Genomic DNA, 24,821 nt, shown 5'->3' with positions numbered 1-24,821 from the left:
CTGGATCTGGGTCCTGCTGCCCGACGGCCAGACCATTATGGGCCGCTGCCACTGCGCCTGCCGAAAACCCCATCCGTGCAGTTCAGGCGGCATGTTGGTATTCGTGGTGGACTCCGCCGAGGCGGTCTTTTCGGCGTACGTCGAGGTGGGAGATCTGTGCTGGGGTGAGCGGTTCGGGGACGGCACGCAGGGGTGTTGCCTGATGCATCGCTTGGTGAGGCCGGTGGAGGTTGTAGTGCAACTCGAACTGGCGGAGCGCGTGGCGCAGGTGGTGCTCGTTCCAGATGAGGGGTGCGGTCCAGAAGTTCGTGGCGGCAGGTCTGGACCCAGCGTTCAATGATGGCGTTTATGCGCGGTATCCGGACGTCGGTGAGGACGACCCGGATGCCGACGTCGCTCAGTATCTCGTCGAAGTGGGCGGGGTACTTCGAGAGAGGATGTACTGGCGCCTGCCGGTCAGGGTGACGGTCTCGATGAAGTCGCAGGCCAGGAGGGCGTCGGCTTGGGAGCGCAGGAAGTTGGCCCAGGTGGTGGCGGCCCGGTCGGGCGCGGGGTCGATGCCCTCGGCTGTGAGGATTTCCCAGACGGTGGAGGCGGCGACTTGGATGCCGAGGGTGGCGAGTTCGCCGTGCACCCTGCGGTAGCCCCACGACGGGTTCTCCCGGATTAGGCGGAGGATCAGCACGCGGATTGAGCAGCGCGTGGGCGGCCGGTCCGGCCTTTTCGGCCGGCACGTGTGGGCCTGGCGCCGCTTGATCAGGTCGCGGTGCAAGGGCAGGACGGTGTCTGGCCGGACCAGTAACCGGAGCCGGCGCAGGACCTGACGGGGTAGGGGTACCGGTAGAGCGGCAAGGAATGCCCGGTCTTCCGCAGTGAACTTCACCCGGTCCGCGCCGAGCTGCCGCTCCAAGACGGCGAGTTGGTGGCGCAAGGCGAGGATCTCCGCGTCCTTCTCGCGGTCGCTCATCGGCAGTAGCCGCAATGCAGCGAACAGGTTGGTGACGGTCAGGTAGGCGAGGCGCAGCAGCACGAGTGCTTATCCTGCCGCACTGTCGCAGACGCTCCTGAGCTGCATGGATGACATTTTCGGCAGGCGCAAGGCGCAAGGCCCTAGCCTGCCGGGGGCGGGGTTGTCGCGGAGCGACAAAGTGATCCTCGGCCGCCGTGTGGACGATCCGCAGCCATACACGGCGGCGCGGATTCTCGCGCGCCCAGCGACTTTATCGGCTGACCGAATCCCTTCTCGGTATGCCAAGTCTGTGCACGCGCCACAACCCTCTGACGCTTCACCAGGAGGATTACCCCGCATGGGCCCTCCACCAGGCGGAACCCCGGCGCCGCGGGGAAACTGACCAAGACCCCTACACGGCGTATGCCCTCCCGGCCGGGCAGGCCCTGACCCGTGGCAGTTGCGGAACTATTGCTACTCTGCCTGCCCGTCGTCTCGGGCAGTCGCCGCCTCCTCAGCTACCACGAGCCGAAAGTCGCGGAGTCTCCAGGTAATGAGCACATCCCCTGCCCCCGCACGGCGCCCGCACTGGCCGCACTGTAGGCGCGGCGCTGACCCCACGACCGACCCAGTCGGCTGCTGCGGGATCCACGTCCCGGGCTACACCACTTGCCTGGCTCACTTGGACGACAGAGGCCGTAACACGTACCTCGCCAGCCTCACCCCCGGGGCAGACATCGACCATCGCGGCACCCCCTTCACCCAAAACCTCCTCCAGTCTCTCCTTCGATCTCTCCGTGATCCCACCACCGGAAAACCCCACCTCGGCAAAGCCTGGTTCAGTCGGGCGACGTTCACCGGCCCCGCTCATTTCGACGGGGCGAGGTTCGCTGGCGGCGCGCTGTTCCACGAGGCGACGTTTACACACGATGCGAGGTTTGACTCGGTTACGTTCAGTGACCATGCCGAGTTTGGGGGGGGCGACCTTCACGGGCGACGCCATGTTCAAAGGGGCGACGTTCGCGAAGGACGTCGAGTTCCGAGAGGCGAGGTTCGCCAGTGATGCCAGGTTCGACTCGGTGACGTTCGCCGGTGAGGCCAAGTTCGTCGGGGCGAGGTTTCGGGGCGACTCTTCCTTTATCTGGACGACCTTCACGGGCACCGCCGTGTTCGACTCGGCCACCTTCACCAACCACGCCGGGTTCGGCGAAGCGATGTTTACCGGTGACGCGGAGTTCGACGGGACTTATTTCATGGGCGACGCCGTGTTCAACAAAACGATGTTCACCGCTAACGCCTTGTTCAGCCGGGCGACGTTCATCCGCGATGCCTGGTTCGTCGAGGCGACGTTTATGGGCGATGCCGTGTTCGGTGAAGCAACGTGCACAGGGCCCGCCGAGTTTGGCCGGGCAACGTTCGAAGTCCTGACGTTATTCGGACCAATTTCATGCACAGGCCGGGTTGATCTCTCCGGGACATTGTTCCGGGCTCCGGTGACAATAGAGATCGCGGCAGGTGAGGTGCTCTGCGCTCGGACGCGATGGGAGTCGACAGCCACCTTGCGCCTGCGCTACGCAACCGTGGACCTGGGTGGTGCGCTGCTGTCCTCCCCCGTGGCCGTCACCGCCCATCCCGCCCCCTTCACCAGTAGCACCACTGCACTGGATGAAAGCCTTCTGGGTGGCCACGCCCCAGGGGTGCGGGTGGCCTCGGTGCGGGGTGTGGACGCCGCCCACCTGGTCCTGACTGATGCTGATCTGAGTGAATGCCTGTTTTCCGGCGCCTTCCACCTAGACCAACTCCGCTTGGAAGGACGCTGCACCTTCGCTGCCACGCCCAACGGCCTTCACTACCACCGCATATAGCCCTACCGGTGGACCCGCCGGCGCACTCTGGCCGAAGAACACCACTGGCGCGCCCAGACGGCCGACCAACCTACCCCGCTCCCAGGCCAGCCTCCATCACCCCGGGACTGGCGCACCGGCCCGCGCCACCCCGACCCCGGTCTAACCCCAAGTCCGGAGGACGTAGCCGCCATCTACCGACAGTTGCGGAAGGCGTTCGAGGACGGCAAAGACGAACCCGGCGCCGCCGACTTTTACTACGGTGAGATGGAGATGCGTCGCCACGACCGCATCAGCACCCCGCGCGGTGAGCGCGGTCTGCTGTGGGGGTACTGGCTGCTCTCAGGCTACGGCCTCCGTGCTTCGCGTGCCGTGACCTGGCTGATCACGGCCATGAGCGCCACTGTGCTGGCGCTGATGCTGTGGGGCCTGCCCACCCACGACCCCGAACCAGCAACCACCGGCACGCTCACCGGCAGCAAGATCAGTTTGCATACCGTGAGTACCGACCCGCGGTTGTCAGGCCCCTTGAACCGACGTCTGACTGGCGACCGCGCGGAGAAATCCACCCGCGTCGTGGTGAATTCCGTAGTCTTCCGCTCCTCTGGCCAGAACCTCACCACCGCTGGCACCTACATCGAGATGGCCTCACGTCTTCTCGAACCCGTTCTGCTGGCCCTCGCCGTCATCGCCGTCCGCAGCCGCATCAAGCGCTGAAACGACACTGCGGGTGCCGACAAATCATCCGCCCAGGTGAAGGCATTGATCGCCGGTCTTGGGCCGTATTCGCCGCTCACCCCGCTGTCTTCACCTGTACACGGCAGGACGGCAGGATGACGTGTCATGCTGCTGCGCCTGGCCTACCTCACCGCGACGACCACCGTCGCGCTCCTGCGCCGGGCGCCCATGAGTGATCGGGAGAAGGACATCGAAATGCTGGCGCTGCGGCACCAGTTGCTGGTCCTGCAGCGCAAGGTCGGCAAGCCCGCGTTCGACGACGCCGACCGTGTCGTCCTCGCTGGCCTGCTCCACCTCCTCCCGGGGGAGGAGGTGCGGCATGTCCTGCTGCTGGTGCGCCCGGACACGCTTTTGCGCTGGCACCGTGATCTGCTCAAACGGCGCCACGCCGCGACCTGCGTGCCGAGGCGACGCGGTCGCCCGCCGACCATCCGTTCGATTCGCGCCCTCGTCCTGCGCATGGCCCGCGAAAACAGCTCGTGGGGGTACCGCCGGATCCATGGTGAACTCGCGGCGCTGGGTAGCAAGGTCGCCGCCTCCACCGTTTGGGAGATCCTGCGTGAGCACGGCATCCCTCCCGCCTCGGAGAGGGAAGGCACGTCCTGGGCCGACTTCCTGCGCGGCCAGGCCGACGCGCTGCTGGCCTGCGACTTCTTCGAGGCCCGCACCCTGGCCGGGGCGCGGTTGTACGTCTTTGCAGTGATCGAGCACTCCACTCGCCGTATCCGGGTTCTCGGCGCCACCGCGTACCCCACCGCACAGTGGGTGGTGCAGCTCGGGCGTAACCTCGTTATGGACCTGGAGGATGCGAGGAGCGGGGCCAGGTTCCTGATCCGTGACCGTGACTCGAAGTTCACACAGGCCTTCGACGGTGTGCTGGCCGATGCCGGGCTGAAGGTTGTCACCAGCGGTATCCGGATGCCGCGGATGAACTCCGTCATGGAGCGCTGGATACAAACCTGCCGGCGCGAGCTGCTGGACCGCACGTTGATCTGGAGCCACAGCCACCTGCTCTACGCGCTGCGCGAGTTCGAGTCCTTCTACAACGGGCACCGGCCACACCGGGCCTTGGATCAGGCCGCCCCGCTCCGCTCACTACCCGAACCGATCACCGAACCAGGGGAGATCGAGAACCTACAGGTCTATCGACGAGAGCGACTCGGCGGAACGCTGCATCAGTACCAACGTGCGGCTTGACCAGGCCGGATGATTAATCGGCACCCGCACGGCCAGCGGTTGGATCTCCGACGCTGAGCCTTGCCCCGTTTCGATCGTGTCTGTTGCGGCGCTTCAGGACAGGCGCTGGCCGGGGGCGGCGTCGAGGCGGATGAAGGGGATCTGGCGGCCGGCCTGCCGGTAGGACTCGGTGGTGCCGTCGACATCGAAGCCCATGAAGGCGCACAGGCGGCGTGCTATGCGGGGATGGGTAGGGGCGTAGCGGCTCGTGATCTCGCCGCCCTCGTCCGCGCTCAAGAAGTGGGCGGTGACGGCGTAGTTGCGGTTGCCGACCTGGATGGTGGTCTTCGGGGTGGCGCGGAGATTCTGGTACCAGGCGGCCTTGGGGCCGAAGCCGGAGGCCAGGATCCAGTTACCCCGTTCCGTGTCGTGGGCGACAACCTCGAGGACCACCCGCCGGTCAAGGCCGCTGGTCCGGCCGATGTGGTGCAGGAGCAGCAGGCGCTTACCGAAGACCGGCCCAAGGCCCACGCGGTAGAGGGCGATGGGAGTCGCGCGAGGCGTCGCCCCCAGCCGCGCGGCAGGGGAGGGCGGTTGTGGGTGCCGCGCTGCTGTGCCGTCATCACATGCCCTCCATGAGCCGCTCATGGGACTCGATTGCGTAACAGACGCCGGACCGAGACCCTTAGTTGATGCAATCTTTGCATAGTCTAAAGCTGGGGGAGGGTCGCTCGGTGAAGGCGGCTCGTGGGTGTTGTGACACTGCTGGGAGCGCCATGATCACTGCGGAGCGGCGGGACGGCCGGTTGGTCTTGTCCTGGCTGCCGGTCGTGGTGATGGCGGTGGTGGCCGCCGTGGACCTCACGGCCGGTCCTGGGGTGGGGTTCCTCCCGCTGGTGTCGCTCGGCCCCGCCTTCGCCGGGCTGATCGGCACGTGGCGGCGCACCACGCTCATGGGCGTCGTGGCGCTGTTGCTGTGCGCGGGCCTGGGGGCGTACGACGGGCTCTTCGAGACCCGGCGCGGCTACACGGCGATGGCCTCGGTCGCCGGGGTGACACTGGCGGGTGCCATCGCGGCGGGGACGCGCGGGCGGCGCGAGGCGGAACTGGCCAGTGTGCGCTCGATCGCCGAGGTGGCGCAGCGCGTACTGCTGAGACCGGTGCCGCGCAGCGCCGGACCCCTCCAGGTCGCCGTCTCCTATACATCGGCGCTCGCTGAGGCGCGGATCGGGGGCGATCTGTACGAGGTCGTGGCCTCGCCGTATGGAGTGAGGGTCATCGTCGGCGATGTCCAGGGCAAGGGACTTGCCGCGGTGGAGACAGCGGCTCTGGTGCTGGGGGCCTTTCGTGAGGCGGCGCACGACGAGCCCGATCTGGTCACGCTCGCCGCCAGGCTGGAGCGTAGCGTGGCCCGTGAGGCAGGCGGAGAGAAGTTCGTGACCGCCGTCCTCGCCGAAATACACACGGTGGACAGGGTTGCAGTCTTCCTGAACTGCGGGCATCCGGCACCGATGCTTGTACGCTCCGACGGTTCCGTCGACTTTCCGCGCCCGCCCGCCTACGCGCTCCCGCTCGGCCTGGGAGTGCACGGAGGAGAGCGGCCCTGCCCCTACCGGGTCGACTTCGCCCCGGGGGACCAACTTCTGCTCTACACAGACGGCGTGGCGGAGGCCCGTGACCCGGACGGCATCTTCTACCCGCTGGAGGAGCGGGCAGGCCTGCTCAAGGAGTCTGATGCAGAGGCAGCGCTCGAGGCGTTGCGCAAGGACGTGGTACGGCACGCCAGTGGCCCCCTGCACGACGACGCAGCCATGCTCCTGCTGCGCTACCACAAGCGGTGAGACATGGACATCGAGAGGCGGAGGGCACTCCGGGCCGTGGGCAGGGTAGAAATGTGTCATGGCCAGGAAAGCGGCTCCAACAGAGCCCATGGACGATGTGGACGCGGTCACCCGTGCGGTGCTGACCGCATCGCGGGTGCTGGTCGCGGTATCGGCGCGCTCCTTGGCGGAGGTCGAGGACCGGGTGACGCTGCCGCAGTTCCGGATGCTGGTGGTGCTTTCCTCGCGCGGGGCGACCAAACTCGTCGCGCTGGCCGAGCTGTTGGGAGTGGCGCCGTCGACGGCGATGCGCATGGTCGACCGGCTGATCGCTGCCGGCCTCGCGGACCGGAAGACCAACCCGGACAACCGCCGCGAGACCCTCCTCCAGCTCACCGACGAAGGCCGCCACACGGTCGAGGACGTCACCGCGCGCCGGCGCCAGGAGATCGCCTCGATCGTTCAGCGCCTTGCCCCACAGCAGCGGACGGCACTCATCGACGCTCTCGCCGACTTCAACGACGCGGGCGGCGAACCGCTGGCCCCGCTCCTTGACGAAGGCACCGGGCTTCATCCGCTGGGCTGGGGCGATTCATCGACGGCAGGCTGACCAGCACGTCGTGTGCGCAGCACACGACAGTGACAGCCGACGTGTCACACTCCGCGGCCGTAGGGCCCGGCCGCCTTGCCCTACGCCGAGCAAGCGGCGATGCCACTGCTGATCGAGTGGCAACGAGGCATTTCTGACCTGCGAGGGTCCGTTGAAGGACCGGCCGAGTGCCTGCGACGGCCCGGTCTGCACGCACCTTGAACAACGGCTCGACCTTGCACAATGCAATGGCAGTGCGGTGGTAGCTGTTTTCCTGCCGGATGGAAGGGGGGGCAACATGCGGAAAGAGCGTCGGCACGCGCCGCCCCGCCGCTTGGCCGTGCCCGGGCTCATGGAGCATCTGCGCACTGTCTTGTGGGGGCCCGCCGAGTTCGTGGGGGTCCCGGAGTCGTTGCTGGCCGAGGGGCTGCTGGCCGGGAGCACAGCAGCGGCGGCGATCGTCGGGGCGGGATTCGCCGGGATGTGGGGCGGCCCCCCGACACTGGTCACCGGCGAACCAGGGCTGGTGGTGGCCGCCGCCCTGGTGCTGTACCTCGTGATCCTGCGCGCCGGGTGGGTCCTGGTCGGGCTCGTCGCCGTGCTCGGGGCATGCCTGGCCCTTACGGCGCCGGATGTCGCGGCCGGGGTCGTGCTGCAGCAGCGCGGCCTGGTGGAGTCGGCGCGCGTGGCGTCGGTGGAGACGGCGGCCGACCACGGGCGCATTTTTTGCTCCGTCACCGACATCGACGCCGTTCCGGCAGGCGCCGAGGTGTGGCGCGGCTGTGGCAAGTCGACCGCGCCGGGGGACACCCTTCCGGTGGTGTACGACCCGCGAGGGCGGGCGCCCGCACGCGGCGTCGCCGCGCCCGGGGAACTGCGTACGGCGGAGCTTCGGCTGGCCGGTCTCACCGCTGTGTTCGTGGCCGGGTGCACAGTCGCAGTGGTGCGCTCGTTCCGGATGACGGACACGCAACGCGGAACGTGAGCGGCGCAGCCGCCTCGGCTTTTGGATGCGAACGCATCGAGGACTACAAGAGAGGCCGACGCTCGATGGAGACACGCCTCTCAATGCGAGGCCCGGTTCCCGCCGAGCAGCATGCCGTTTCGCCGGTGGAGGGCGGCGGGCTCAGGCTGCGGCGGCAGGCGCACGGTTTCCGGTCGTGAGCCGGGGTTGCCACGTCTGGCCGGCGGCCGGCCCGGGCCGGTGTATCGGTGATGTGCGCGCGGTGTGTGCACTCATCTCCTCGCACCACGAGGCGGGCACGACAACCCATATCGGATAGCGTGGCGGATGGACCGGAACGGCTGCGGGGCGTGATTCCGGCGCCCAGGTCGCCGCTCGCACGCGAGGGGCCCGGGTAGGCGCCAGAGGCGCCGCGGACACGCAATGCGCCGTGACCGAATATGACTGAAGGTTAGCGGCCTCAGCCGCCGATCGGTGTACCGGAGCGAGGGTCCTATATTCAACTCTCCTGACTGCGAGCCGAGTTGACGCGCCCCGGACGCATGATACGGATCCTGCGGCCCTCGCAGGCTGGGCAACGTGGCGACTGGAGAGGGGAGGGGACGTGCTGCCCGGCGAGGTGGTAGTCGGCCGTGATGCGTGCGTGTTCGTTCACTGACACGTCGATGTCGTATGTGTCTTCCCAGCCGTGCCCGCAATTCAGGCAGGCGAAGGAGTAGCTGCGCCGCACATGCTCCGTGGCCATGATCTTGCCTCCCTTGGGGCGGCCTGCTGGACGACGAGTTCCGCCTATCCATTATTGCACCGTGCAAGGATGTCCGGGCCGGGCGATACCTCGATCGTTCGACGGGTACGCGGCTGATGGATCGTCCGACTGGCTTGTGCTCAGGTCCTGCCGGAGGTGCGTCTATGGAGGCAGTCCTGCATGCTCTGTCCCGTGCTGGCAGCATGGCCTGGGACATCACCTGGGCCCTTGTGCTCGGCTTCGCGCTGTCGGCTGTCGTGCAATCGGTGGTGCGTAAGTCCTCCGTCGTCCGCCTCCTCGGCGATGACCGTCCGCGGACCCTGGCTCTCGCGGCCGGGTTCGGCGCTGCCTCGTCGTCGTGCTCGTACGCCGCGGTGGCGCTCGCGCGGTCGCTGTTCCGCAAGGGCGGCGCACACCTCACGCGGCGATGGCTTTCGAGATCGCCTCAACCAACCTGGTCATCGAACTCGGCGTGATCCTCGCCCTGTTGATGGGCTGGCAGTTCACCCTTGCTGAGTTCGTAGGCGGTCCACTGATGATCGTGTTCCTGGCTGTCCTGTTCCGCTTGTTCCTGCGTGAGCGGCTGGTGCGGGAGGCACGTGAACAGGCCGGGCGAGGGCTGGCCGGAGCGATGGAGGGCCACGCCGCGATGGATATGTCCGTGCGAAGGCAGGGATCGTTCGGGCGGCGCCTGGTGTCCGGTGACGGGTTCACCGCCGTCGCGCACGTCTTTGTCATGGAGTGGGCCGCGATCCTGCGCGACCTCGTCCTCGGACTGTTGATCGCGGGTGCGGTGGCGGCATGGGTGCCGGACTCCTTCTGGCAGGCGCTCTTCTTCGACGGGCACCCACTCGCCGCAAAGCTGTGGGGCCCCGTGATCGGCCCTCTCGTCGCCGGCGCGTCGTTCGTCTGTTCTGTGGGCAACGTGCCGCTGGCGGTGGTGCTGTGGCAGGGCGGCATCAGCTTCGGCGGGGTGATCGCCTTCCTCTTCGCGGACCTGCTGATCCTTCCGATCCTCAACATCTACCGGAAGTACTACGGCCTGTGGACCGCAGGCTTCCTGCTCGTCACGTTCTATGCGGCGATGGTGGCCGCCGGATACGTCGTGGAGTTCGTTTTCGGCGGCCTCGGTGCCGTACCGGACCGCTCCCGCGCGACGCTCCCCGGTGGCGGCATCACCTGGAACTACACAGCCTGGCTCACCATCGTCTTCCTGTCCCTGGCTGCGGTGCTGGTGGTGCGCTTCGTGAGCACCGGCGGGGTTGGGATGCTCCGCAAGATGGGCGGCGCTCCCGACGGCAGTGGCCGCCATGAAGCGAAGAGCCGATGACCATTCCCGCTCTCGGCCCCCCAGGCTGTGCCCGCGAGCTGGGCGGCGAGCCGCGGCTGCACCCGGCAACGGGCGTTCGCCGCCGAGTTCACCGGAAGGCTGACCCGCGGCGAGAGCCGGACTGCGGAAGGCGGCGAATGATCCACTGGAGGGTGATCGGCCTCTTGGCGTGCCTCTGTGCCGGCTGTCCGTGATCGAGGTGACAGCTGCCCAACCGCGACGACTCAGAGTGCTCAGCTGCCTTTGCTCGACAGGAACTTAACGAGTGCGCCGACCGCGCCCGCTGCGCTCACAACGCCGATGGTGATCAGCCCGGAGAAGGCCACTCGTGCCCATGGGCCCCCGAATAGAGCGACCGCGATGACACTCGCGGCTGTCGCGATCCCCACGGTCGCGAGCACCGCAGGGGTGGCCGCTGTCGGCTCTTGGCTCATGTTCGACCAATCTGTCGGTACGGGCGGCGTCGACCAGGTGTGGGGCGGGCAACCAACGGCGCCTGAGTTGTACTTGCTTGAAGGGTGCAGCATCCGGGTGCGCAGGATCAGCCCGGATCCCTCCGCACCCGGCTGGCGACGTCCCCGATTCGTGACAGGTGTGACGGACATCGGTGGGACGCCCGTCACACCCTGGCGGGCGCAATTCGTCCGGAGCTGGAGCGCCTATGCGTGCAGTGCCTTGAGTGCGCTCTGATGGCTGAGCCAGCCCACAGGCCGCTCCTTGCCGGAGTCGAGGACTGGAAGGCCCGTGCCGGGGGCCGCGACCAAGGCATGCAGCGCGGTGGCGAGTTGTTGGTCGGCAGTGATACGGGGTGGCGGCTCGGCAAGGTCACGCACCATGGTCGGCGCGCCGTTGGGCTGTTCGGCGAGCGCCTCGGCGACGGCCTGTGCCGTTACCACACCGAGGTAGACGCCGTCGGCGTCGAGGACCGGCAGGGCACCGTGCCCCGATCGGCTCAACACGTCTGCGGCGTCAGCGAGTTGAGTGGACGCAGGGAGCGGGGTGGGCAGTGGCTCCATGACCATGGTGACCGCCTGGCTGCCGATACGGGCGCCGGAGGCGGCCCCGGTCAGGTCGATGCCGCGACGGCGCAGCTTGAGGGTGTAGATCGTGTCGCGGGCGAGCAGCCTGCTGGTGGCCGTCGCAAGGACGATGGCGAGCATCAGCGGCAGGATGATCGAATACTCGCCGGTCAGCTCGAAGAGAATCACGACCGCTGTGATCGGCGCACGCGCCGCGCCCGCGAACACGGCTCCCATGCCGACAAGCGCGTACGCTCCCACAGCTCCGGCCGAGCCGGGCAGCACGTCGTGCGCCACAGCGCCGTACGCGGCACCCAGCATCGCCCCGATGAACAGGCTGGGTGCGAACACCCCGCCCGAGCCGCCGATCCCGACGGTCAGGCTGGTGGCAAGCATCTTCCCGACCAGTAGCAGGAGCAGGAAGCCGATCGCGTATCCGCCCTCGGTGGCCTTCTCGAGCACCGGATAGCCGACCCCGTACATCTCGGGCAGGACGAACAGGACGAGACCCAGGGCGAGGCCGCCGACCGCGGGACGCAGCCACTCCGGGCCGCGCCAGATCCAGTCACAGGCATCCTCGATCGCATACAAGATCCGCGAGAAGCCGACGCCGACCGCGCCCGCGACCACACCGAGCAGCGCGAACAAGGCGTACTGGCTCAGGTGCTGAATGTGGAAAGCCGGCAGATTCAAGAACGCCACGTCACCGAACGCGGCCCGGCCGATCACGCTCGCGGTGACGCTCGCCAGCACCGTCGCGCCGAACGCCTCCACGGTGAAGGCCTGCAGGATGAGTTCCATGGCGAAGAAGACCCCCGCGAGCGGGGCGTTGAACGTGGCCGCGATGCCGCCCGCGGCGCCGCACGCGACCAGCAGCTTCATCCTCCCCTCGGTCACGTGCGTCAGGCGGCCGAGCGTCGAGCCGAGCGCGGAACCGATCTGCACGATCGGTCCCTCGCGGCCCACCGAACCGCCCGAACCGATCGTGAGGGCAGAGGCCAGTGTCTTGACCACGGCCACCTTGGGACTGATGCGGCCGCCGCGCTGGGCCACCGCCAGCATCACCTCGGGCACACCGTGCCCGCGGGCCTCCTTGGCGAACCGGTTCACCAGTGGCCCGTACAGCAGGCCCGCGATTACGGGCGTGACGAGGACGAAACAGGGGCCGAGCCAGGGCACATGCGGGTTGGTGCTGCCCGGCGCCGCCGCATAGTCGGGGTGCCCGGAGAACAGTCGGGTGAACGTCTGGATGCACCAGCGGAAGACGATCGAGCCCACCCCGGCACCCGCACCGATCGCGACCGCCAGGACCGCCAGGCCCCAAGGCGCCGACCGTAGCCCACCAAGGTATCGCTTGCCCGAGTTGTCACTGGTGGGTCTTGCTTCGCGGAGCACCGTTCCGGCTTCCACTGTCACACTCACTTATTTCCCCTTCCTTACATTTGCATTATGCAAAACGTGTCAAGGGGAGAGGGCGGGCGGGCCGCCCAGTCTCCACAGGCCGGGCGGCGCGCTCGGTGCACGAGGCCTGCTCTGGGCTGCATCAGGGCAGTTCACGGGGGGTATGGGCGGGCATGGGTGGAGCCTGCCGAAGGCGCCCTCGGGACCCTGGTCGGCTCTGCACTCGGCGTGGAGCGGTCTGTCCGTCGCCCCCTAGACCCTGTCCTTAACGACAGCCTCACCGTCGAACAACATCTGCGCTACTTCGCCGCCGCCCACCGTCTCCCGCCCCTGGGCCGCGGCCACCAGCTCGTCAGCCGCCTCGGCTACGGAGTAGTACGGAAGCGTCCGCGCCAGTGAGCTCTCGGGCGGCACACGGCAAAAGCTCAACCTCACCCTGGTACTGCTCCACCCCGACGCCCTGCTGCTCGACGAGGGGCACCAGGGTCTTCGAGCAAGGCCGCTTCGACGCCAAGCGATTCCACGACCCGACGGCCTCACCGAGGTCGGCGGCGCCAAGACGGCCGCACAAGGCCCCGCGGGTGCCGGGCCGGCAGGCGCTTCCTCGCCTCCTGCCTGGTGAGGCGAGCGCGATCAGGCTTGTTTATGACGCCGCGCGAAGGCGGCAGCAATCAGCATGGCCAAGGCCGTGTTGTGGGCGGTCCAGAACAAGAGCTGGGCGTTCGGCCCGTTCACCGTCCGCAACTCCCCGTCCGTGTGACGGCAGAACGAGTCGGGCGGGTAGTACTGCGATACGGGAGTGCCGCTGCTGCCGCAGGGCGACGTATCGGGAAACAGGAACGGCTGCGCGCGCTGCGAGAGGGCCCAGCCGGCGAATATCGTCAGCCACCCGGCCAGCAGGAACACGGCAACTATCCAGCGAGGGACCCTCGCTCGCTTCCCCAGCCTCCAGACCACGGAGGTGGGCACGCCGACGGCCAATACAGCGAACAGCAAGATGATCACCGACGAAACTCCGTTCCTGCTTCGCTGCCTTTGCTACGCCGCAGTAGGAGGAGGGGGATGCCTCCGTACCGATCACTGGACGCTGCCGTCTTGAGGGCGCCGCAGCCTTCGCGTTCGACTGACGAGGAGCAGAGCCAAGCAGGCGATGGCGCAGACGAGCCCTGCGTACAGCAGGATCGGAACCCAGAACCACACCGCTTCGGTGCTGTGACCACCGCTCCAGTGGCAGGTGATCGACAGAGGGAAGCTGTCCACGCTCACCGAGGTCAGGACGTCGTCGCTCCCGGCATCCACGTAGACGCCGTGCCCGGATTCGTCCCCGCATACGGCGAGCGCGTTCGTAAACGCAAGCCCGTAAACGGTTCCAGCCCCATAGGCGGCGATAGCCGCTGCGGTGCCGATCACAGCCCAGCGGGCCGGCCGCGAGGGCTTCCTCCGGGTCGCCCACAAGGCGTACGGGAGCGCGCCGACGGCAAAGAGGAATATGGTGATCGCGGGCGGGCCGAAGAACGCGACGAGGGACACCCCGCACCCCCAGATCCTCAGTCCTGGGGTGATCCAACCACCGCGGAGATCGTTTCGCTAGGAGTCCAGCATGACCCTGGCTCCACGATCAGCCCGATGCTCCCAGAGCCACACGTCCAGGCGACAGCATCACGGATCAACCCACATGCCGCCCTCTCAGAAGATCGCCATCTCGGCGATCATCGGACGCTCCACCGCTTTCGCCTGGTCAACTGCGGGCGCGATCCGATCCCTTGTCACGCGAGGCTCAGCTGCCGGAAGCCGGTCCACCGCCGGCCTTTGGGCGGTCCACCAGATTCTGCGTGGCATCCGTATGCCGCTCCGGGGCGAGGCCGGCGAGGCGGCGCAGCGGGCCATGCACCGAGACCGAGCCCAGGTCCGGATCGATGATTTGGTGCAGCACCAAGCCATCGAGGAGCGCGAGCAGTAGCACGGCGGTTGCTTCAGCGTCCCCCGTGTCGCTCTGTCCCGCCACCCACCGGGTCAGCGCGGTGCGGCACTCGGCGAGGATCTCCCTCAGTTCCGTACGGAGCTGCTCATGCCGCGTCGCGGCCAGCAGCGTCTCGCTGAACAGCGTGGTGTTCTCGCCGCCCGCGGCGAAGCGGGCCACCTCGGCCAGGAAGACGTCGAGCCCCACGCCGACGTCTGCCCCCTCGCGCAGCCCAGTCAGCAGCGTGTCGACCTCCTCGCGCAAGGCGCTGAGGGCGGCCTGGACGAGCAGGTTGTCCACGGAGCGGAAGTGGTAGTGCACCAGCGCGGGACGCACTCCGGCGCGCTCGGCGACCCGCCGGGTGGACACCGCTCCCCAGCCGTCCTCGGCGATCAACTCGGCCGCGGCGCACAGCAGCCGGGTCCGGGTCTCCCGTCCGACTTCCTGCGACGTCGGTGCCATGGTTCCTCCTTCCGCAGGGCCCCGCCTTAGGCGTTCGACCAAAGCGTAGACGTGGCCCGATGCCAGGGCAAACAACGCCCCCGCCCAACCGGGGCACGCCATCCCACGTCACTGCCCCCGTTCCCGGACCACCCGCGCGATGTCGAGCCGCCGCACGGCCCGTAGGGCGGGCAGTTGGGACACCGCGGCGGCGGCCACGACGCTGGCTGCGGCCAGCAGCAGGGCGGGCCAGCCGAGGTCGAGCCGGATCGTAAACAGGTCGCTGCTGAAGGAGCGCAGGAACGCCCACGCGACCGCCGCTCCCGCCGCCAGACCGGCTGGCACTGCCAACAGCGTCGCCGTGAGGTTCTCGGCGGCCAGCGCGCCGGCCACCCGGCGCAGCGGCACGCCCGCAGCGCGCAGTGTGGCCAGTTCGCCGGTGCGCTCGGCGATGTTGACCGTCATGGTCACGTAGATCACCGCGAAGGCGAGGGTCTCGCCGAGCACCAGCATCACCCCGATGAAGATCCAGAAGAGGCTCAGGTAGCCGTCCACCTGGTCGCGCAGCGCCTGCGCGTCCGTGTACGCGACGACGCCGTCCAGGTCGGAGACCTCGGTGCGCAGCCGGTCCCGGTCGGTGCCGTCGGCGAACCGCAGCAGGTAGCTGTTGGGCTCGGTTCCGGTCGCCGTACGGACCGTGTCGAAGGTGCCGTAAAGCGCGGTGCCCATGGGCTCCTCGACGAATCCGGCCAGTGTCGCCTGCCTCGGCCGTTCCCCCGGCACGGTGACCGTGAGACGGTCACCGACCGAGACTTTCAGCTTCTCGGCCAGCGCCGAACCGGCGAGCACCCCGTTCCCGGGCAGCTCACGGGTGTGCCCGTGGCTGTCGAGGAAGCCGTGCATGTCGGTGTCCGGCCGGTACCCGGTCAGGGAGGTGCTGTATGAGTCGGGGTGCGTGGCGTCACCGGTCGACGCGACGGTTACCGGCACCGCCGTCGAGGGTTCCACGGCGGTGACACCCGCCAGGCCGAACAGCCGGTCCTCGACTCCAGCGGCCGAGGAGCCTTCGGCGGCGACGGTCACCGTGGCGTCCTGCCGCTCCACCGTGTCGAACTGTGTGTGCACCATCGTCCGCATGCTGGTGAGCATGCCGACGGAGGTCAGGACGAGCACCAGCGCGAGCCCTGCACCGCTCATCGTGGCCGCCGTGCGGCGCTTGCTGCGGCCGAGGTCGCGCAGCGCCATCCGCCAGATGGCCGGCATGCGCCAAGCGCGGGCGAGCGCCGCCGTGAACCGGCCGGGCCGCCGCGCGGTGCCGCCGTCGCCGCGCATCGCCTCGGCAGGTGCGGTACGCGCCGCGGCGAGCGCCGGGGCACCGCCACCCACCAGGGCGACCAGCAGGCCGAACGCCAGGCCGAGCACTGTCGTCGGCACGTGCCGGGCCACGACTGTGTCGGGAATGCCCAGCTCCCCCGTGTAGGCGCGGGTCACAGCGGAGGTGGCCACGGCGCCGAGCCCGACGCCGGCCACCGCCCCGGCGGTGGCCGCGATGACGCCGTGGCTCAGGTAGTGCCGTACGACAGCGCCCCGCCCCGCACCCGCGGCGAGCAGCGTGCCGATGACCCGCCGCTCGGCCATCACCAGGCGCGTGATCAGGACGTACGCGGCGACGCCCGCGGCGGACAGGAACAGCAGTGGGAAGGCGACGGCGATCTCGTTGAAGCCCTTGAGGTCCTCGGAAAGTGTGGCGTTGGAGGGCTGGTCGGCCTGCGGCTCCACGTGCAGGGCCCCCGCGTCACGCAGCGCACCGGTGATCCGGTCCTCGGCCGCGGCGGAGGGGTGCGGGGCGAACTCGACGAGGGCCTGGTTCGGCGCGGACACACCGGCGAGCACGCGGGCAGTGGACTCGGGCACGTACAGCACGGCGAAGGAGTGCGGATCGGCCAGCGCGTCCTGTCGGCTGCGCGCCGGCCACAGATACTCGGGCGACTCGGCGACGCCGCGCACGGTGAGTGTGTGCCAGGTGCCGCCGCCGTAGGCCCGCACCCGGTCGCCCGGATGGAGGCCGAAGGTGTCGGCGGCGTGCCGCTCCAGCACCGCTCCGGCGGTGTCTCCGGCGACGGGCGCGTGCCCCGCGGTGAGGTCGAACCGGTTCACGGCCGGGACGGAGCCGTCGTCGGGCAGGCCGATGACGCGCCCTGCGAGCTTCTGGCCCGTGAGGGCGAGCGGAATGTCCGCCTGGGTACGGGTGGTCACCGCGGCGACGCCGGACGCGTCCGCCACCTCCTCGGCGGGCGGCCGGGCGTCGGGCGCGGTGGCGGTCAGGTCGGCGAAGTGCAGCCGGCTGTAGGTGCGGTCGTAGGACGCACTGAGGTTGAGGTAGGCGTCGAAGCTGGCGACGAAGAGCGTGACGCCGAGCATCACGGTGACGGCCACGGCAGCGAACTGGCCCAGCCTGCGCCGCAGGTCACGCCGGGTCTTGGCGAGCAGTACGTGTCGCATCGCGCCTCCTCACCAGGCCACGGACGCCACGTCGGCGGGCTCGGTCTGCCGCTCGACGGACTCGACGCCGCCGTCGCGCATGCGCACGACACGGTGGGCAATCGCGGCGATCACTGCGTTGTGGGTGACCATCAGGACGGTGCGGCCCTCGCGGTTGCTGCGCTGCAACAGCTCCAGGATCCGGCGGCCGGTCGCGGTGTCGAGTGCTCCGGTGGGCTCGTCGGCGAGCAGCAGGTCCGGGTCGGTGATCAACGCACGGGCGACGGCGACGCGCTGCTGCTGGCCGCCGGAGAGCTGAGCGGGAAAGTGGTCCGCGCGCTCCGCCAGGCCGACGTCGGCAAGGAGTTCGGCGGCCCGGCCACGCGCGCCCCGCCCGGTGAGCTCGGCGATGACCTCGATGTTCTCCTGGGCGGTGAGGGTTGGTACCAAATTGAAGTACTGGAACACGAACCCGATGTGCGCCCGCCGGAACCCGGTGAGCGCGGCTGGGTTCCGCTCAGTCAGCTCCTCTCCGGCGACGGTCAACTGTCCCGCGTCTGCGGCCTCGATCCCGCCGATGAGGTTGAGGAGGGTCGTCTTGCCTGAACCGCTGGGCCCGAGCACGACGACGAGCTCGCCTGGCTCGATGTCGAGGTCGACGTCGCGCAGCGCGTACACCGCGGCTTCCGCACTGCCGTAGGTCTTGCTCACACTGCGCAACCGCACACTGCCGCGTTGCCCGGCGGGCCCTGTCGTCTCGCTCACGTCGTACCCCTCCCGTACATCTTGGTCGAACGCCCAAAGCGTACGACTTGGCCGGTCGCCCAATCAAGGGGGCGTGACGGCTCGCGGCCCCGACGGGCGCAACAGTGCGGATTCGTTCGGTCCTGGACTTCTATGGCCCCCCGCACCCGGCCCATCTCAAGCGGCGTGGGGAACGGGCCCACTGCTCACGCCCCGCACCGGAGCGGGCGCCCCGTGCGCGGCTCATGGAGCGCTGAGCCTCTGCGTCGTCGCAACCATCAGCCGGACTCCGCAGTCTGGGTGTGAGAGGGCGGTAAGTGAGGCGAACATCCGTTTCGCTGTTGCGGGCGTCGGCGGAGAGGTTTCGCTGGCGGGGGGAGTGTCGAGAGGGCGAAGTGACCTTATTGGGGTTCGGTGGCGGTGCTGCGGGCGACGAGGTGTTTGATCTTGTGTCGCACGTTGTTGATGTTGCTGGTCGTGAGATCCACACGTATCTCCTCGCAGACGCTCCGCGCCCTGAGTGGCCCGTCCGCTCGCGCCCGGTGCCGAGGCGGGCACACGTGTCTCCGTATGGACCGACCGGCAGGGCGACCGGACGTCGTCGCCCCTGAGCCCGGCGGAGTCCGTTTTCGATGGCGTGGAAGCCGGAGGCTGGACCGCCTCTGGGGTCGGAGCGCAGGCGTGGGTCGGCACGAACGCTCTGCACGGGTATGCGGAGTGGCGGCGGATAGACCGGCGGGGGAGGGGTGGATGCAGGCCGATGGGCGGTAGGGGCGTACCACGGAATGAGCCTGCTCGAGGCCGGTGACGGCACCTCGGCCCATCCTCGGAAGCGCGCTGCCGGGGCAGGGCAGGCCCGAGTCCGGCGACGGGTGTGGTCGCTCAACGTCCCTTGCCTGGCGCCGAGTTTGGCGTGATTGTGGTCGCGGTGGGTTGCGTTGCCGCGGTGTCCGCCGTCTCTGGGTCGCTCACCACGGGTGGCGTCGGCTCTCGTAGACCCCGACTCGCCGACGACATGCTCACCGACTGTTCCACCCGGACCGGCTACCGCCAGGAAGCCGGCCCGTCAGCCCTTGTATCCGGGGGATGTACTCCATGCAACCGGGGGGGATAAGTCTGTTTTGCCGGATGTTCCGGGAGGTAGATTGTGAATAAGTCCCCTGAGGGAGGCCGATTCGATGCCGTGGTACGTATGGCTGCTCGCAGCTGTGGGGCTTGGCGTCGCGGAGTTCTTCACCCTGACGCTGGTCTTCGGGTTGCTGGCGGGCGCTGCACTGGTTGCCGCGGTGGTCGCTGGTGTGGGCATCGGCATTCTCGGCCAGCTGGTGGCAGTCGCGGGGGCAGCGGCAGCGGGCCTCATTGTCATTCGCCCTGTCGCGTTGCGGCATCTGGCACAGTCACCCCTCTTCCGCGAGGGCAGCGACGCGCTGATCGGCAAACGGGCCGAGGTCATGCAAGAGGTCTCCGCGACCCGCGGTCTGATCAAGATCTCTGGCGAGGAATGGTCGGCCCGCGCCCTCGACGAAAGCCATGTGATCCCAGTGGGAGCGCTGGTCGATGTCATGGAGATCGAAGGCGCCACAGCCGTTGTCTATCCCCGCGAACTCCTTCCATGAACAGCTTTGAACACTGAGTAACGGAGGAAGTGTGGATCCGGTTGTCATCCCGATTCTCGTGGCGGCGATCGTTGTCGTCTTCCTCGTCGCTGCCGCGGTGCGGATCGTCCCGCAGGCACGCCGCTACAACATCGAGCGGTTCGGCCGGTATCGCCGGACGCTGCAGCCCGGCCTGAATTTCGTCCTGCCGGTGGCAGACCGTGTCAACACCAAACTCGATGTGCGCGAGCAGGTGTACTCGTCCGACCCCAAGCCGGTGATCACTGAGGACAACCTTGTCGTGAACATCGACACTGTGCTCTATTACCAGATCACCGACCCGAGGGCGGCGGCCTACGAGGTCGCTGATTATCTGCAGGCGATCGATCAGCTCACCGTGACCACGCTGCGGAACGTCATCGGCAGCATGGACCTGGAGCAGACGCTCACCTCGCGTGAGGAGATCAACACTCGGCTCCGCACCGTCCTCGACGAGGCCACCGGCAAGTGGGGCATCCGGGTCAACCGCGTCGAGATCAAGGCCATCGATCCGCCGAACACCATCAAAGAGGCGATGGAGAAGCAGATGCGGGCCGAGCGCGACAAGCGCGCGGCCATCCTGCACGCCGAAGGGGAGCGGCAAGCCAAGATCCTCACCGCGGAAGGCACGAAGCAGAAGGACATCCTGGAGGCACAGGGCACGCAACAAGCCATGATCTTGCGGGCCGACGGCGAGGCCAAGGCGGTGGAGCGCGTCTTTCAGGCTGTCCATCGCAACAATGCCGACCCGAAGATCCTGGCGTACAAGTACCTTGAGACGCTCCCGCACTTGGCGAAGAGCGACAACAACACGTTCTGGGTGATCCCTGGGGAGTTGACCGAAGCAGTTCGCACCGTCACCAGCGCGTTCGGTGATCACTCAACGCTGGGTCTCCCCAAAACGGCGCAGCCCGAGGAAGCGCCCCCTGCCGGCGCTGACGGCACGCCAGATGAGGCCCCAGTGCTGGGGGCAGGCTCGGTGCCTGCGCTTGATGCTGCCGCGGCCGCTGACGAGGTCGCGAAGCAGGCTGACGCCGCAGTGAGCGATGCCAAGGCCGAGGCCGAGGCCGCGAGGACGCCTCAGGTGCCGGGGCGGGGGCAGACATCCGCTGGTAGCTGAGCCGCTCTCGCCTCTCGCCAAGCTGGTGGGATGCCAGGAATCAGGTCAGGCAACGATGGGGAAAGCTGCCGCCCGGAACCCTGACGCATTATCAAGTGCATGCCGTTCCCGGCTCTGCTGAGGGTCGCGGATTCGTGGCCGGGGTGGACCGGAACGAATACGGTGACCCATTCGCCGTAGACGGTACGGAGCTCGGCAGCGAGCCGTTCGGCGAGCGCGTCGTCACCACACGCGATCATGTGGCCGTGGAGCGACGGCCGTTGAAGCCGACGGAGTAGCGTGCGCACGGTGTCAGCCGGCATGGCCACGACGCGCATGCGGAGCGCGCTTCGCATGAGGCGTCGACACGGGCGAGGGACGCAATCGGTGGGGCGGTCGTCTAGACGAGCAGGCCCCAGACGCCGAGCAGCCGGGTGGTCCCGGGTGGTGGCGCACAGGGACGCGGGCCCAGCCGCGCAATAGAGCGATGCTCACCGCAAGCAGCAGCAGGGTGCAAAGAATCAGGATGGTCCAAGTGATCATTTCTGCGGGCTCCCGCGGCGCAGGTGGAAGAGCCGCCGATCGGACTTCCCGGCACACCGGAAGGAACCCTGCACACACCGCGGGCCTTGAGCATGGCGATCACGCGAGTGACCGGCTCGCCGTGTACCGGGGCCCGGCGTCGATGCGCATCACCACCGTGGCGTCGCGGACCGCAGAAAGAGGGGACGTGCCTGGCCCGGGCACCCGGCGGTGCAGTGCCCGGCGGATTCCTTATGCTCTCGCTCTCCCTCGGCGGCGTGTGTTCCCGTTTTTCGCCGGATGCTCGTCACCCACTGCTGATGCTGCCGCGCGAGGGTGGGGCGATGTCTCTGGGGTCGTTGTTGATCAGAGGGATTGCGTGCCGACGAGGTGTCGTTGGGGCGGATTCACATACCTCCGACGGTTGCGTATGGGGCGGCTGCTCGACATCTCTGTAGCTGACGAGTCGGAAGGGCAGTCGGCGTGCGTCGAAGAGGCCTGCAGGTCGGTGCCCGGCATCAACGGGGCGTAAATGCTGCCGGGTTGCGGCAATGCGCTGGGCGTCAACGACACGTCAGGATGAGCGAGGAAGGAACGGGGGTCACCCTCGGTGCCGGGCTTCGGAAATGAGGTCCTGTCGCCGGGGGAGGGGCCGGTGGCGCGGCGAAGGAGGTCGGGGGATGGGGGAGATCTTCGCCGGCGCTGCCGGGTTCCCTACGCTTCTGTACACCGCTGCGCTGGGCGTCACTGCGGGTTTCTGGCTGTTGGTCGTTCTTGGAGGAGCCGCTGCGACCGCCTTTGACGAGGATGTCGACCTGCGGGCGGCGGGCCTCGGGGGAGTCCCTGTCGCAGTGGCGTTGTCGCTGGTGATCGCCGTGGCATGGGCGGTGAGCGTCACCGGATCGGTCCTGGTCGACTGGTTCGACTTTGCCGGAATCCCGCAGGCCGCGCTGCGCGTCGCACTGCTTCTCCTCTCGCCGCTGGTCGGCTGGCGGGTGGCGCGTCGGGTCGTGTCGCCGCGGGCCAAGCGCGCCCCCGATGAACCTGTGCAGCCCACCTTCGGCCTTGATGCCGGACGGCGCGGCGACTCAGATTCCGTGCTCAGCGGTTCGCGCACGACCGACTACTGACGCCGGCTGCCGCCCCGCGCGAGTGCGTGGCCGCGTCATCGCCACACCTTCAATCCCCTCTTCGTCTCGGGGTGACAGCCACCCCTGGATCCAAAGGACTTCATCATGGATGCCACCACTGTGGGCATCGGCGTGGCCGTCGTCGCTGTCCTGTTCGTCGTCGCTGTGTTGCTGCTCGTCTTCACCCGCCTGTTCCGCAAGGTGGAGCAGGGCAAGGCGCTCATCGTGTCGAAGATGCGCAAGGTCGATGTGACCTTCACCGGGCAGGTCGTACTGCCCGTACTCCACAAGGCCGAGGTGATGGACATCTCGGTCAAGGCCATAGAGATCACGCGCACCGGCCGCGATGGGCTGATCTGCCAGGACAACATCCGCGCCGACATCCGCATTTCGTTCTTCGTCAAGGTCAACAAGACCGTCGACGACGTCATCAAGGTCGCGCAGGCGGTGGGAACCCAGCGGGCCAGCGACCAGAAGACGCTCCAGGAGCTGTTCCACGCGAAGTTCTCCGAGGCACTCAAGACGGTCGGCAAGCAGCTCGACTTCACCGACCTCTACACCAAGCGCGAGGAACTGCGGTACCGGATCATCGAGGTCATCGGCGTCGACCTGAACGGCTACCACCTCGAGGACGCGGCCATCGACTACTTGGAGCAGACGCCGCTCACCCAACTCGACCCGGACAACGTCCTCGACGCGCAGGGCATCCGGAAGATCACCGAGCTGACAACCATCGAACACGTGCGCACGAACGAGTTCCAGCGCACAGAGGAGAAGGAGATCACGCGGCAGAACGTCGACGCCCGCGAGACCATCCTGGAGCTGGAGCGTCGCCAGGCGGACGCGGAGATCAAGCAGAAGCGCGAGATCGACACCGTACGGGCCCGCGAGGAGGCCGAGACGGCGCGGGTGGTGGAGGAAGAGCGACTGCGCTCGCAGGGCGCGTTCCTCGCCACCGAGGAAAAACTCGGGGTGCAGCGCGAGAACCAGGCCCGCGAGGTCGCCGTCGCGCAGAAGAACCGCGAGCGCGTCATCGCCGTCGAGAACGAGCGCATCGAGAAGGACCGCCTCCTCGAAGTCATCGCGCGGGAGCGGGAGACGCAGCTGACGAAGATCGCCGCCGACAAGGAGGTCGAGGCGGAGAAGCGCGAGATCGCCGAGGTCGTACGCGAGCGGGTCGCCGTCGACCGGACGGTCGCCGAGCAGGAGGAGTCCATCAAGAAGCTGCGGGCCGTCGAGGAGGCCGAGCGCGGACGGCAGGCCGTCATCATCGCGGCGGAGGCCGAGGCCCAGGAGAAGCTGGTCAAGGACATCAAGGCCGCGGAGGCCGCCGAGCAGGCCGCCACCCACCGAGCCGCCGAGCAACTCACGCTGGCAGAAGCTGAGTTGAAGGCCGCAGACCTGAAGGCGCAGGCCAAGCTGAAGCTCGCGACGGGTGTCCAGGCCGAGGCCGCGGCGCCCGGCCTCGCCGAGGTGCAGGTGCGAGACAAGGAGGCCGAGGTCACCGAGAAGGCCGGCCGCGCCGAGGCCGAAGCCACCGAGGCCAGGATGCGCGCCGAAGCGGAAGGGGCACGCGCCAAGGCCCTGGCGGAGGCGACTGCCATCTCGGAGAAGCTCAAGGCGGAGGCCGAGGGCATCAACCAGAAGGCCGTCGCCATGGCCGCACTCGACGACGCCTCGCGCGGGCACGAGGAGTACCGGCTGCGGCTGCAGGCGGAGAAGGAGATCCGGCTCGCTGGGCTCGACGTGCAGCGGCAGGTCGCCGAGGCGCAGGCCACCGTACTCGCCACCGGCCTGGAGAACGCCGACATCAACATCGTCGGCGGCGAGTCCGTCTTCCTCGACCGGCTCGTGAACTCGATCGCGCTGGGCAAGGGCGTTGACGGATTCGTGCAGAACTCGAACGTGGCACAGCAGTTGGCGGGCCCGTGGCTGAACGGGTCGGCGAGCTTCACCGAGGACCTCACAGCGATCCTCGGCTCGGTCTCCACCGCCGACGTCCAGAACCTCACCGTCTCCGCCCTGCTCATGAAGCTCATGAAGAGCGGCGGCGAGCAGGCCGGTCCTGTCCGTGAACTCCTCGACAAGGCAAGCCAGTTGGGCCTGGCCGACCTGCCGCTGGCCGAGCTGAACGGGTCGGCACGGAACTGACCCTCCCCATGAACCGCGCCGGGACCGCCGTACGGGGGTCGACAGTCCCGGCGCTTGCCCAAACTCCGCACAAGCAGGACCTGG

The 24,821-nt window shown here is 68.3% G+C and carries 17 protein-coding genes and 3 pseudogenes; 12 read left to right on the top strand and 8 right to left on the bottom strand.

The window, feature by feature from the left end; all coding sequences use genetic code 11:
- Window positions 1-82 precede the first annotated feature (82 nt).
- Window positions 83-1,030 (bottom strand): annotated as a pseudogene (locus OG698_RS11140) (integrase core domain-containing protein).
- Between the two features lie 472 nt (window positions 1,031-1,502).
- Between OG698_RS11140 and OG698_RS11135 the strand changes: the two are divergent.
- The 4 genes from OG698_RS11135 to OG698_RS11120 all read left to right on the top strand — a co-directional run bounded on the left by OG698_RS11135 (window position 1,503) and on the right by OG698_RS11120 (window position 4,728).
- A complete protein-coding gene (locus OG698_RS11135; RefSeq protein ID WP_406102937.1) occupies window positions 1,503-2,012 on the top strand; it encodes a pentapeptide repeat-containing protein in 510 nt (169 codons plus the stop codon).
- The gene (locus tag OG698_RS11130) at window positions 1,912-2,814 is read left to right on the top strand and encodes a pentapeptide repeat-containing protein (RefSeq protein WP_406102936.1); all 903 of its coding nucleotides are present in this window, start codon (window positions 1,912-1,914) and stop codon (window positions 2,812-2,814) included. Before OG698_RS11135 ends, OG698_RS11130 begins: the two co-directional genes overlap by 101 nt.
- Before the next feature lie 183 nt (window positions 2,815-2,997).
- Complete coding sequence (locus tag OG698_RS11125) at window positions 2,998-3,510, top strand: hypothetical protein (protein ID WP_406102935.1); 513 nt, start codon at window positions 2,998-3,000, stop codon at window positions 3,508-3,510.
- Between the two features lie 126 nt (window positions 3,511-3,636).
- Window positions 3,637-4,728 carry an integrase core domain-containing protein gene (locus OG698_RS11120; protein WP_406102933.1) on the top strand — a complete coding sequence of 364 codons (1,092 nt, stop codon included), beginning with the start codon at window positions 3,637-3,639 and terminating at the stop codon, window positions 4,726-4,728.
- Window positions 4,729-4,821: 93 nt separating this feature from the next.
- Here the strand turns inward: OG698_RS11120 and OG698_RS11115 are convergent.
- Window positions 4,822-5,330 (bottom strand): annotated as a pseudogene (locus tag OG698_RS11115) (nitroreductase family deazaflavin-dependent oxidoreductase).
- Window positions 5,331-5,483: 153 nt separating this feature from the next.
- On the opposite strand from OG698_RS11115, the gene OG698_RS11110 reads away from it, so the two are divergent.
- The 4 genes and pseudogenes from OG698_RS11110 (at window position 5,484) to OG698_RS11095 (ending at window position 10,155) form a co-directional block, all read left to right on the top strand.
- The gene (locus OG698_RS11110) at window positions 5,484-6,548 is read left to right on the top strand and encodes a PP2C family protein-serine/threonine phosphatase (RefSeq protein ID WP_406102931.1); all 1,065 of its coding nucleotides are present in this window, start codon (window positions 5,484-5,486) and stop codon (window positions 6,546-6,548) included.
- Window positions 6,549-6,636: 88 nt separating this feature from the next.
- On the top strand, window positions 6,637-7,137 hold the full coding sequence (locus OG698_RS11105; protein WP_382100566.1) for a MarR family winged helix-turn-helix transcriptional regulator: 501 nt from the start codon (window positions 6,637-6,639) through the stop codon (window positions 7,135-7,137).
- 277 nt (window positions 7,138-7,414) lie between these two features.
- The gene (locus OG698_RS11100; RefSeq protein WP_406102929.1) at window positions 7,415-8,101 is read left to right on the top strand and encodes a hypothetical protein; all 687 of its coding nucleotides are present in this window, start codon (window positions 7,415-7,417) and stop codon (window positions 8,099-8,101) included.
- A gap of 888 nt (window positions 8,102-8,989) precedes the next feature.
- A pseudogene (locus OG698_RS11095) lies at window positions 8,990-10,155 on the top strand (permease).
- 659 nt (window positions 10,156-10,814) lie between these two features.
- Here the strand turns inward: OG698_RS11095 and OG698_RS11090 are convergent.
- The 6 genes from OG698_RS11090 to OG698_RS11065 all read right to left on the bottom strand — a co-directional run bounded on the left by OG698_RS11090 (window position 10,815) and on the right by OG698_RS11065 (window position 18,222).
- Complete coding sequence (locus OG698_RS11090; RefSeq protein WP_406110961.1) at window positions 10,815-12,491, bottom strand: chloride channel protein; 1,677 nt, start codon at window positions 12,489-12,491, stop codon at window positions 10,815-10,817.
- Window positions 12,492-13,208: 717 nt separating this feature from the next.
- Window positions 13,209-13,580 carry a hypothetical protein gene (locus OG698_RS11085; protein ID WP_406102928.1) on the bottom strand — a complete coding sequence of 124 codons (372 nt, stop codon included), beginning with the start codon at window positions 13,578-13,580 and terminating at the stop codon, window positions 13,209-13,211.
- A 72-nt stretch (window positions 13,581-13,652) separates the two neighbouring features.
- On the bottom strand, window positions 13,653-14,105 hold the full coding sequence (locus OG698_RS11080; RefSeq protein ID WP_406102927.1) for a hypothetical protein: 453 nt from the start codon (window positions 14,103-14,105) through the stop codon (window positions 13,653-13,655).
- 247 nt (window positions 14,106-14,352) lie between these two features.
- A complete protein-coding gene (locus OG698_RS11075) occupies window positions 14,353-14,997 on the bottom strand; it encodes a TetR/AcrR family transcriptional regulator (RefSeq protein WP_406102925.1) in 645 nt (214 codons plus the stop codon).
- Between the two features lie 108 nt (window positions 14,998-15,105).
- Window positions 15,106-17,478: an FtsX-like permease family protein gene (locus OG698_RS11070; RefSeq protein ID WP_406102923.1), complete on the bottom strand. Its 2,373-nt coding sequence runs from the start codon at window positions 17,476-17,478 to the stop codon at window positions 15,106-15,108.
- Between the two features lie 9 nt (window positions 17,479-17,487).
- Entirely contained in the window at window positions 17,488-18,222 is a 735-nt protein-coding gene (locus OG698_RS11065) for an ABC transporter ATP-binding protein (RefSeq protein ID WP_406102922.1), read from the bottom strand.
- A gap of 1,157 nt (window positions 18,223-19,379) precedes the next feature.
- Here OG698_RS11065 and OG698_RS11060 point away from each other — a divergent pair.
- From OG698_RS11060 to OG698_RS11045, 4 genes are all read left to right on the top strand, one after another.
- Window positions 19,380-19,817 carry an NfeD family protein gene (locus OG698_RS11060; protein ID WP_406102921.1) on the top strand — a complete coding sequence of 146 codons (438 nt, stop codon included), beginning with the start codon at window positions 19,380-19,382 and terminating at the stop codon, window positions 19,815-19,817.
- Window positions 19,818-19,848: 31 nt separating this feature from the next.
- Window positions 19,849-20,955: an SPFH domain-containing protein gene (locus tag OG698_RS11055; protein ID WP_406102919.1), complete on the top strand. Its 1,107-nt coding sequence runs from the start codon at window positions 19,849-19,851 to the stop codon at window positions 20,953-20,955.
- Between the two features lie 1,181 nt (window positions 20,956-22,136).
- Window positions 22,137-22,586: a hypothetical protein gene (locus tag OG698_RS11050; RefSeq protein ID WP_406102918.1), complete on the top strand. Its 450-nt coding sequence runs from the start codon at window positions 22,137-22,139 to the stop codon at window positions 22,584-22,586.
- A 105-nt stretch (window positions 22,587-22,691) separates the two neighbouring features.
- A complete protein-coding gene (locus tag OG698_RS11045; RefSeq protein ID WP_406102916.1) occupies window positions 22,692-24,737 on the top strand; it encodes a flotillin family protein in 2,046 nt (681 codons plus the stop codon).
- The last annotated feature ends 84 nt before the right edge of the window (window positions 24,738-24,821 follow it).

The sequence above is a fragment of the Streptomyces sp. NBC_01003 genome, assembly GCF_045162695.1.
Lineage (GTDB): Bacteria > Actinomycetota > Actinomycetes > Streptomycetales > Streptomycetaceae > Streptomyces.
This window is presented reverse-complemented; position numbering and strand designations above follow the sequence as displayed.